Annotated in this window: 8 protein-coding genes and 2 pseudogenes; 6 read left to right on the forward strand and 4 right to left on the reverse strand. The window is 46.4% G+C overall.

The annotated features are described in order from the left end of the window. Nucleotides 1-78 precede the first annotated feature (78 nt). The 3 genes and pseudogenes from ATB02_RS24635 to ATB02_RS24650 form a co-directional block, all read right to left on the reverse strand. A pseudogene (locus ATB02_RS24635) lies at nucleotides 79-303 on the reverse strand (hypothetical protein); the annotation flags it as partial. A 93-nt stretch (nucleotides 304-396) separates the two neighbouring features. After that, nucleotides 397-603, reverse strand: coding sequence for a helix-turn-helix transcriptional regulator (locus ATB02_RS24640; protein WP_001371489.1), 207 nt, complete (start codon nucleotides 601-603; stop codon nucleotides 397-399). A 384-nt stretch (nucleotides 604-987) separates the two neighbouring features. Then, the gene (locus ATB02_RS24650) at nucleotides 988-1779 is read right to left on the reverse strand and encodes a hypothetical protein (protein WP_097513808.1); all 792 of its coding nucleotides are present in this window, start codon (nucleotides 1777-1779) and stop codon (nucleotides 988-990) included. A gap of 1044 nt (nucleotides 1780-2823) precedes the next feature. Here ATB02_RS24650 and hha point away from each other — a divergent pair. From hha to ATB02_RS24690, 6 genes are all read left to right on the forward strand, one after another. Next, nucleotides 2824-3036 carry a hemolysin expression modulator Hha gene (gene hha, locus ATB02_RS24655; protein ID WP_000453330.1) on the forward strand — a complete coding sequence of 71 codons (213 nt, stop codon included), beginning with the start codon at nucleotides 2824-2826 and terminating at the stop codon, nucleotides 3034-3036. A gap of 231 nt (nucleotides 3037-3267) precedes the next feature. After that, complete coding sequence (locus ATB02_RS24660; RefSeq protein WP_097513807.1) at nucleotides 3268-3867, forward strand: inovirus-type Gp2 protein; 600 nt, start codon at nucleotides 3268-3270, stop codon at nucleotides 3865-3867. Nucleotides 3868-4247: 380 nt separating this feature from the next. Continuing rightward, entirely contained in the window at nucleotides 4248-4631 is a 384-nt protein-coding gene (locus tag ATB02_RS24670; protein WP_000270989.1) for a putative zinc ribbon protein, read from the forward strand. Next, nucleotides 4628-5053 (forward strand): putative zinc ribbon protein, encoded by a 426-nt coding sequence (locus ATB02_RS24675; protein WP_001013334.1) that lies wholly within the window; start codon nucleotides 4628-4630, stop codon nucleotides 5051-5053. The genes ATB02_RS24670 and ATB02_RS24675 overlap by 4 nt, the downstream gene beginning before the upstream one ends. 772 nt (nucleotides 5054-5825) lie before the next feature. After that, on the forward strand, nucleotides 5826-7883 hold the full coding sequence (locus tag ATB02_RS24685) for an McrB family protein (RefSeq protein WP_000366615.1): 2058 nt from the start codon (nucleotides 5826-5828) through the stop codon (nucleotides 7881-7883). Continuing rightward, a complete protein-coding gene (locus ATB02_RS24690) occupies nucleotides 7876-9162 on the forward strand; it encodes an McrC family protein (RefSeq protein ID WP_000005572.1) in 1287 nt (428 codons plus the stop codon). The genes ATB02_RS24685 and ATB02_RS24690 overlap by 8 nt, the downstream gene beginning before the upstream one ends. Before the next feature lie 391 nt (nucleotides 9163-9553). On the opposite strand, the pseudogene ATB02_RS24695 reads toward ATB02_RS24690, so the two are convergent. Next, nucleotides 9554-9907: pseudogene (locus tag ATB02_RS24695) on the reverse strand (transposase); the annotation flags it as partial. Nucleotides 9908-9975: the final 68 nt, after the last annotated feature.

A 9975-nucleotide genomic window follows, 5' to 3' on the forward strand; every position in this document is an offset into this window, starting at 1 on the left:
GTGGCGGCCTCAGTCCGGAACAATTTGAAAACAAGAACCTCGCTTAGGCCTGTGTCCATATTACGTGGGTAGGATCAAACTCCGTTTGTCCGGACCATAAATCAGCCGGTGCAGACTACGGGGAACGATGGCAATCTCCGGTTTTTCACCATTGAATGACACCCACCCGGGCGTCAGAGTATGGAAGTAGTGGATATTCGGATGACACACGCCCCAGGATACGGCATGTCGGGTGAAGCCGGTCAGCCATTTCTGGTAGCTTTCGTGGAGCAGTTCGTAACGGGTCTGATACTGTGGTTTCATTTTCATATTCCTCACGGGGGATAACAGGCAGCAGAGTGCCGCCGGCAGGCCGGAGATTGTGTCTGCTGTGGGCGAAGGGCCAGTGGTTAAAAATTACGGACGGGACTGTGCAATACGCGCCTGCAGCCAGGCTTCCACTTCACTTTTCAGCCAGCGGGAGCTGCGCCCCATTTTGATGGGCGCAGGAAAGGCCCCATCCTTGATGAGCTTGTAAAACCACTTATCGGTCAGGCCGGTCAGCTGAGTGATAAACGCCATATCGACCATCTGGTCATCCATCAGCGAAACTGGGGTGGTCATAAAAATCTCCTCCGGATGTTGTTAATCTCAACCGGCGTTGATGATGAAAACAACGCACCACCTTCACCGGCATAACAACCGGGGAGAAACGTAAAAAATCAGTAGGGGAATATTCCTGCCAGGAGAGAAACTGTTGTGTACAGGCAATACAGGTTGTCTGTTTTGTCAGTGAAGCCGGTATAAACGGAAGATGATTTTGTGTTGCCGGAATATGGGATGGCGTTTTGCCGTGACGGGATCAGTATTTTCAGTGATGATTATTACTGCGCAGGGGAGTATCGGAGATAAACCACGCCCTGTACCTGCCAGAGCGGTGGTTTGTATTTACTGAACGGAAGATAAAGCAGAGGTAAACACTGTTGCGGTGAACGGAGAAGACTGAAATTATTCTCTGTAATTACAAACAACAGTGATCTGATCCGGTTTTTTTACCGTTAAGGGTTTCCGGGGATTAATTTTATAGACCGGGGTAATGACCACGCCGGAATTTATGGAGAAAAGCGGGATCCAGCAATAAACGTCCGGATATTTCTGTGTCTCCGGAATACCTTTTGCGCCAGAGGCCATCAGATCTTTAACGCTCACGAAAAATGACTGCCGCAGATCAAAAAAGTACTCGTCATATATCACGTCTTTTGCCAGCAGGATGACTGCATTACCAACAGCCGCTTTTACAGGTGTCCCACCGGATGGATTATCGTGATTGTATATTGTTCTTTCGATATAAATAAAACAGGCATATTTTGCCTTCTCCCCGGACAGTTGCATCTGGTATTCGCAAATGTCTTTGATACACCGGCTTTCAACCCTTCCAATCATCTTGTCCCGGCGATAGTGTCTTTTATGTTTCAGCGCGTACAGAACACCATTTGAACTGTCAAACTCCAGGATTCTTTTGGTGAAAAGTTTGTTTTCCCAGATCTCCAGACAGTACTTCTCTGCACTGACGACATTGCGTTTGTGAGGAAGATCCCGTTGATACACTCCATTTAATAAGCGTGACTGCAGTTTGCCTGCAAGTTGATAATAACAGTTAATATCGTTAAGGACAGGTGCTGTGGCGCTGAGTAATGCGTCGATTACCTTAGAGCGCGAAAGTTTGTGGGTATGACAGTACTCATCCACAATTCGCAGCGTCTCATCACTGGTCATATTGAAAGTTATACGTGTTGTCATGATGAAATTTTCTGTTAATCATACTGGTTGATATGCATAACATTTCATAAAAAATGCTTTTAATTCATATAATTGATTTTTTTACTGGCTTTATCCTAGTGTGGTGGAAAGCAGTGTTACTGCCACTGTAGTCAGTATAACTCTATCACACAGAACCACCGAAAATGAAGCATTGCTCAGGGGGGGAGCTGCCACTTGTATGAGTTCTCTGAACCATGATAACCAATATTTTTCGTTTCGGGTGATTTGTTTATCGTTACACCTACAGGCAGTTCATGTACCATTAAAAAATAATTAAGGTTAATTAGTATTATTTATAGAAGTATGGTCATGTAAATGACCCTGTAATTCTACCGTGTAAATGAACTCTGTAATTCTATCCTGTAACTCTCCCCTGTAATTGTACCTCGTAAATACACCTTGTAACCAGGTCCTGCAGAAGTCTGTCTCATAGAAGTATCTGTGCAGCGATATTCTCTGTAGTACTTGTAACACTGTCCTTAACCCTCTCTGCTGCAATGTAATCCCGTAACACCTGAATATAAATCTGTAATGTACACACACTGACTGTAACGTACTTTGTTAAGTAATGCCTGTTGTGTGGAGACTATTCTGGGTCCGCCATTGCTTTTGTGTGTTTGTGTAAGCATTTCTGGCGAGGTAAGAGTATGACTTCGCCAGTCTCAATACTGTGGATAATGCTGATTGAGGGATTTACTGTTAATGATCTGCTCTTGCAACTCACCTGATGAGTATTAGTGGTAATACATAATCTTACTCGTAAAAAAGTATACCTTATGCCATTAAACAGCCTTCCGGAGTGTTGTTTACTATCCGATTGCCTCTGTTACTTCTGTAATGCATTAATACGTGTAACGCTATGTTACTTGTAATATCTGGTTATGGCGTTATGCCTTCAGCATTTAAAATATTTTGATTATCGAAGAGACAGGAAAGTGGAAAGACTTCCGGGATGACGTCAGAATACGTTATTCTAACGGTATTATGTTAACGTTAATCACAGCACAAAATAACGAGAGGATAATGGAAGTTAAGACCAAAGAAGACTGGCTATATCAGTTTCGTCGTTGTTCATCCCGGGAGACACTGGAAAAAGTGATTTCCCACACGCGTTATAAGCTTTCTCCAGCGGAGATGGAAGCCTTCAACTCTGCGGTCGATCACCGGCTGGCAGAACTGACCATGAACAAACTTTACGATCGTGTTCCCGCTTCAGTCTGGAAATATGTTACCTGATAAATGTTTCTGATGAAGTACAGTCGTCACAATGACATCACTTCAGAAGTTATCTGCGCTGTGATTGACTGTCACGTATGCCGTTCTCTGTATGGTTCTGATACCCGAGTGTGGTCTCACTTCCTCTGTGGCGCCCGGGGAGTTGTGAACTTGCACGTCTCCGTGTGATAACGTTTTCTTCAAAAATTACGCCAGCGCTTCTTCCTGTGTTACAGAACACGAGGAAGAAACATGAAGACTTACAATGCCAATCCCGGTTACGAAATGGATCCCCAGCTCCTGACGCACTTTAATCAGCATCTGGATTCATTATTCGGGGTCTATTCGAAGCTGTTACCGTTCAGAATGGATTTTGCTTACCGAAAAAACACATTCAGCTACGGATGCGCCTGCAGGTACGCCATGTGCGCGGAGATGCTGCAACTGATTAACGAGGTGGGAGATAAACTGGTCGGGTATGCCTGGGTGATGGAATATACGGAACGTAAAGGGCTTCACATTCATTTTGTGGGCTATCTGAACGGTCAGAGTCACAGGAGTTCGTATCTGGTATCCAGATTGATGGGAGATATCTGGAGGCGGGTTACCGATGGTAATGGTTACTACCACTGGTGCCGGTTTAATAAAAATTATCCGGTAAACATTAATCACGTCATTCACTATTCAGACCACAAAGCGGTGAATGCTTTACGCTATGCCATTAGCTACCTTGCCAAACGAGAACAGAAAGAATGTGGCATCGTTCTTGGTTGCAGCAGGCTTCCTGAAAAAAGTCACCGGGGGCGACCGCGACTGGACAGCACCCTGCCGGGGATATGTTCTCAGGTATAAGGTTCTGAGCAAGAACTGCGGACTGGCTCTAATCTTTGCAGTCGGTTCCGGAGGCCACTTCAGAGGCACTGTGCATTTTTTACGATGTGGTTACTCCGTATGAACGAAACTATACGGAAACTTAACCATACATGACACACCAGTAAACCCCCTGATGGCTGCAACGGTGCTGCATGCGCTGGATGTCCATCTCTGCTTGCAGACAGTTTTTTACGTCGGTGGGCCATTGTGTGACAACCACAGTGCTGTAACAGCAGCCTGCCTGTTTTACCTCACCCCCATTCCAGATTTTTAACTGAACCGCCATTCACACCTGACCACACTGCCCGTACCGGGACGGCTGTTGCCTGCGTGTCGTCTGGCGGCTGAGGAATATGACGATGTACGCAAAATCTTTTCTCGCATTCGATGGCAACGGACGCCTGACCGGTGCCCGTACTGCACAGGCCGCACCTTATGCTAACTACACCTGCCACTTGTGTGGCAGTGCACTCAGATACCATCCGCAATACGAAACTGAACTTCCCTGGTTTGAACACACTGACGACAGACTGACAGAGCACGGTCAACAGTGCCCTTATGTCAGGCCGGAGCGCAGAGAAATACAGTTGATTAAACGTCTGCAGCAATTCGTACCGGATGCCTTACCCGTGGTGCGTAAAGCCAGCTGGCACTGCAGACAATGTCATCACGATTATTATGGGGAGCGGTACTGCACTCACTGCCATACAGGGCACTTCAGTGAGGAGGGAGTGGCTGAATGAACGGTATAAAAACGGGGCTGGGGATGACGCCGGGTGAACACATTATCAGTGCCGACTCTGCGCTCAGCAGAAATATCCGGCAGTGTTTCTGCCTTTCCTGTCGTGGCCGGTTGATTTTGCAGACAGATGCTCAGGGGGCGTGGTTTGAGCATGATTTACATGCCCTGAGCGCGCAACAGAAGGCGGCCTGCGTGGTGCTGAATCCGGAAAAGTCCCACCCTTACATTGAGGATATGGCGATGTTTCTATCGCCATTACCGGTCGTGCTGGAGTGGCATTGTGTGATGTGCGGGCAGCATTTTCCCGGGAAAAAGTTCTGCGAAGCCTGTGGCACGGGGATCTATTCCAGAGCAACATGTACGAAGTCTGTTTACAGCTACCAGCCAGACTTGTTTCAGGACTGCGGAGGTGCGAGTACTTAATCCAAACTATCCGCTCTGCGCAGGGCGTTCAGAGGTATTGCCAGCCTGCATTTTATCCGGTGTTTCGCACCTACCCCGTTCGTGACACAAAGGCGCGACACCGGATATCCGCAATCCTGCTTACCTGAATAAAACCCGGGGTATTGATTGTGTAGTGTGGTGCGGAATTGTACCGTGATCTCGCATTCACCGAATTCGCACTGTGGTGTCAATCAACCACACGCGTGCGTCGTCTCAGCCTTTTCCTGCCTCAGGAGGATGAACCCCGGTGGCTGCAATGATAGATAGCTTGCCCGATCTGATGACCGTCACTTCTGACCTGCTCCCGATATGCCGGAATATAACGTGTTGTAGTGTACCCGAAAGGTGTATTTCGACACTCCTGTTCTGGATCAGTTGATGATGGATGCCATGGGCAATGTAAGCGCTTTGTGTCACCGGACGAAGCACGCAGTACCAGAAGCCCCTGGGGTTCATTGGTGAGTTGACAGCGAAGATAGATTCAAAGAGCGTCAGTGATTTTTCCTGCGCTCGTCGTGGTGTACGCAATCAGGAATCCCGTTATCTCATTGTGAAATGCAAGAAGTGCGACTGAAGGTGAATGCGCCCAAAATCCGTTCGAGAGTACAAAATCATTTTTATGAAAAACATGTATTGTACATCGAAAATCTTACTTATGGCGCTTGGCTACAATTGCATGCTTGGTAATATAGATTATAAAACAGCAGACTAGCTGCCTAGTAAGTAATGTAATAGCTGAGGAAATATCACGATGGATCTTGTAGATAGTGTCGAAGCAGGCAAGCTGACGATCAGAGAATTGATTGATGCCCTGGTGAAAGATAAAAATTACACAGCTTCCAAGTGGGAGCAGCGATACCGGGAATTTACGACCTTGCTACAACAAACCTCAACTTTTGCTGAGCCTGAAACGGATGATTTAGTCAAGAGGCTCTGGTATGAACGTGATAACGGTATTGCCAGTATTCGTCAGGGCGTTCCATCATTAGCAGAATATCAGCAAAGCCTCCCATTGCTTAGAGAACTCACCGAACGTGTTCGTCAACAACCAAATGAAGTTACCTACCAATACGTAGGCACTGCACTGCAGCAGGCCAAAAAGATCGGACAGCTTAAACGCATGTATTGGAGTTTAAGAAATCGTGTCTTTGCCGCGTTCTCGCCAGAAAACTACACCAGTACTGTGGATGAGAATGCTTTCAATAAAACAGCAGAATTCCTAAATCAACGCTTCCATCTCGGTTTGGTACTGACTGGAAATTGGTTACAGAAAAACTATGAATTGAAACAAGCCATACACGCCCAATCTCCTGACACAGATCCCTATTACGTGAATATGGCTATCTGGCATATCTATGAATTGCTCCGTGAGCGCGATAATGAACAGAAGCAAGAGAAAGTAGCAAGCAGTGAGCCCATCGAGAACAAGACTATTCCACATTCACCAACTAACGTGATCTTCTTTGGCCCTCCAGGCACTGGCAAGACCTTCACGTTGCAGCAAAAAATGAAAGAGTATACTTCTCATGCAGTTCCTGCTGATCGTGAAGCCTGGCTGGATTCTCGTCTTGAATCGTTGAACTGGATGCAGGTTATAACACTGGTGCTGCTCGATCTTGGGAAACTAGCCAAAGTTCGCCAAATTATTGAACATATGTGGTTTCAACGTAAGGCATTATTAAACGGTCGTAATGGCAATCTATCGAATACTGCCTGGAAGGCTTTGCAAGCCTATACAATTCCCGAATCGTTAACTGTTGATTATAAAAATCGGCGTGAGCCTGCCGTATTTGACAAAACGGATAACAGCGAATGGTTTCTAGTTGATTCACAGCTCGAGCAAGTGGAGGATTTGTTAGCGCTCTACGCCGAACTTAAACGTGGTCCAAAATCTGCCGAAGCCATCCAGCGTTTTGCGGTTGTTACGTTCCACCAATCTTACGGCTATGAAGAATTTATTGAAGGTATGCGTGCACGCTCTGACGAGAGTGGCAATATATCTTATCCCATTGAGCCGGGTATTTTTATGCGCCTTTGCCAACGTGCTAATGCCGATCCAGCACATCGCTACGCCATTTTCATTGATGAGATCAATCGCGGAAACATATCCAAGATCTTTGGCGAACTAATCTCACTCATTGAAGTAGACAAGCGTGCGGGTATGCCCAATGCAATGAGTCTGCAACTGTCTTATAGCGGTGATTACTTTAGCGTGCCCGCCAATGTCGACATCATCGGAGCCATGAATACAGCAGACCGTTCTTTAGCTCTGCTGGACACGGCTTTGCGCCGTCGCTTTGACTTTGTCGAAATGATGCCAGATCTTTCTTTACTGAGTGGAGCTAAGGTGAAAGGCATAGAGCTTGAGTCGTTGTTAGAAAAACTCAATAGCCGCATCGAAGCTCTTTACGATCGTGAGCATACACTAGGACATGCATTCTTTATGCCGGTAAAAAATGCTCTCGATACCGGTGATGAAGAAACTGCGTTTAAACAATTGAAGATCGCATTTCAGAAAAAGATCATTCCGCTTTTACAGGAATACTTTTTCGATGACTGGAACAAGATCCGGTTGGTGCTGGCAGACAATCAAAAGCAAGACGACAACCAGCAATTCGTGATTGAGAAAACTGACGATCTCGATACGCTTTTTGGTAACAACCATGGTTTACGACGCCATGATCAGCAATCAACAACTTACGAGCTCAAAGATCTCGATCAAGGGGTCTGGAATATGCCAAAGGCTTATCGTTCAATTTATCAGCCACAGCGGACCACTCCTGATGAGCAGGTCGTAAACCATGAGTGAAGTTATCTCAATTTTTGAATATGACCTGTTGGGGAGTGGAAAAGCGGCTTCAGTTGGCGCAAAGTTGGTGCCTCAACAGGTCTTTGATTATTTAGAAACACTTAGCCTAACAAGTGAGCAAGGAAGCCAGTTTCTCAAACTCACCTCTCGTTCAGGTTTCAAATTGCTGCAGGTACAAAACTACGCGGGGATGCTTTCTACACCTCACGGTTTGCAGCTTGAGATACTGCCCAAGATTGGTAAAAACCTCACGCTTGCGAGTGCGCGAGAAACATTCATTACGATGCTAAGTCACCTACCTAGGTTTCGACACATTCAAACCCAGCAGGCCACTCTTCAGGCGCAACGCATGCCTTTGCTCGAGATTTTTATCAGCCAATTTTTGCAAAGCGTCAGCCAATTGCTTAAACAAGGTTTACGCTCCGACTATGTGAGTGAGAAAGGTAATCTGGCTTTTATGAAGGGCAAACTGATGCTCTCTGCACAACTGCGACATAACGCGGTGAATCGCCATAAGTTTTGTGTCGATTATGATGAGTATATGCCTGATTGTGCTGCCAATCGGCTCTTACACTCCACACTGGATAAGTTACTTAGTCTGAAGCTGTCATCAGAGAATCAACGCTGGCTTTACGAACTGTGCTTTGCTTTTGACGGTATTCCACTTAGTAGGGATATAGAGAGCGATCTGAACAGCTTACGCATTGAGCGTGGTATGACTCATTACAGCGAGCCAATAGCTTGGGCGCAGTTGATCCTGAGAGGAATGAGCCCAAGTGCATTGCAAGGAAACACCAAAGCGATATCACTTTTGTTTCCTATGGAAGCGGTATTTGAATCCTTTGTGGCACAGACCCTACCCTACGAATTACCTTCTCACCTAAAAGTTTTTTCTCAAGCAGCAACGTATTCTTTGGTAAAGCATGGACTCAAAGATTGCTTTAAGCTTCGCCCAGACTTGCTGATTCAATCTCGGCAACCGATTCAAACCAAAATGGTGATGGATACAAAATGGAAGCAGGTGAATAGCAGCCAGCAAAAAAAATCACTTTATGGGCTAGCGCAATCCGACTTCTATCAAATGTTTGCCTACGGCCAAAAATACCTTGGCGGAACAGGCGAAATGTACCTGATTTACCCTGCGCATGATGACTTTAGCCAACCGATACCGCAGCACTTTGCTTTTTCAGAGACTTTAAAATTATGGGTTGTGCCATACCGGATAATGGCAAAACGTGGTGAGAGGATGATGTGGGCAAGTGATGTGTTAGCTACATAGTGACTAAGCCATTTAGAATGGGCCAGTCCAAAACATCGACGCTGTCTCAGGCAAAGTGGTTGTGTTGACAGGAATGGAGACAGTAGTGAACCGCCCCGGGTTTCCTGGAGATTGTTTTATCTGTGAACTCAGGCTGCCAGATCGTAAGCGTAAACTGACCGCCGTATGTAGCCATGATGCCAGTATTGGTAACGTAGGTGCACCCCTATCTATTTTTGTAGAACCGGAGGAAACAGACCAGATAGTTTAAATGAGCTGGTTATGCGTAACATAATTTATCTATTTTGGCTCTTACAAAATAGATAAAGAAGGAGTATCTGATGAGATACTCCATTGGCTTTGTTGAATAAATCAGATTTCGGGTAAGTCTCCCCCGTAGCGGGTTGTGTTTTCAGGCAATACGCACGCTTTCAGGTATACCTGCTTTCGTCATTTTGTTCAGCGCTCGTACCAGGGCCATAGCCTCCGCAACCTGACCATCGTAGTCACGCAGCGTCAGTGAACCCCCGAACAGCTGTTTTACCCGGTACATCGCCGTTTCCGCTATCGAGCGACGGTTGTAATCTGTTGTCCATTTCCACCGTGCATTGCTTCCGCTCAGCCGCTGATTAGCAACGGCACGGTTGCGGTCTGCGTACTCACCGGGCCAGTAACCTGCTCCTTTTCGGGGAGGAATAAGCGCGCTGATTTTTTTGCGGCGCAGTTCATCGTGACAGAGCCGGGTATCGTAAGCCCCTGTCAACGACGGATGAAAAGTGATCCACTTATATCTCCACCAACGGCCCAATATTGATCCACCGTTTTACTCAGGAT

The sequence above is a fragment of the Escherichia sp. MOD1-EC5189 genome (assembly GCF_002966045.1).
In the GTDB taxonomy this organism is placed as follows: domain Bacteria; phylum Pseudomonadota; class Gammaproteobacteria; order Enterobacterales; family Enterobacteriaceae; genus Escherichia; species Escherichia coli_F.

What these genes read in the sequence shown, in the direction of transcription:
- ATB02_RS24640 (WP_001371489.1), bottom strand. Translation starts at nt 603, where the DNA reads ATGACCACCCCAGTTTCGCTGATGGATGACCAGATGGTCGATATGGCG.
- ATB02_RS24650 (WP_097513808.1), bottom strand. Translation starts at nt 1,779, where the DNA reads ATGACAACACGTATAACTTTCAATATGACCAGTGATGAGACGCTGCGA.
- hha (WP_000453330.1), top strand. Translation starts at nt 2,824, where the DNA reads ATGGAAGTTAAGACCAAAGAAGACTGGCTATATCAGTTTCGTCGTTGT.
- ATB02_RS24660 (WP_097513807.1), top strand. Translation starts at nt 3,268, where the DNA reads ATGAAGACTTACAATGCCAATCCCGGTTACGAAATGGATCCCCAGCTC.
- ATB02_RS24670 (WP_000270989.1), top strand. Translation starts at nt 4,248, where the DNA reads ATGTACGCAAAATCTTTTCTCGCATTCGATGGCAACGGACGCCTGACC.
- ATB02_RS24675 (WP_001013334.1), top strand. Translation starts at nt 4,628, where the DNA reads ATGAACGGTATAAAAACGGGGCTGGGGATGACGCCGGGTGAACACATT.
- ATB02_RS24685 (WP_000366615.1), top strand. Translation starts at nt 5,826, where the DNA reads ATGGATCTTGTAGATAGTGTCGAAGCAGGCAAGCTGACGATCAGAGAA.
- ATB02_RS24690 (WP_000005572.1), top strand. Translation starts at nt 7,876, where the DNA reads ATGAGTGAAGTTATCTCAATTTTTGAATATGACCTGTTGGGGAGTGGA.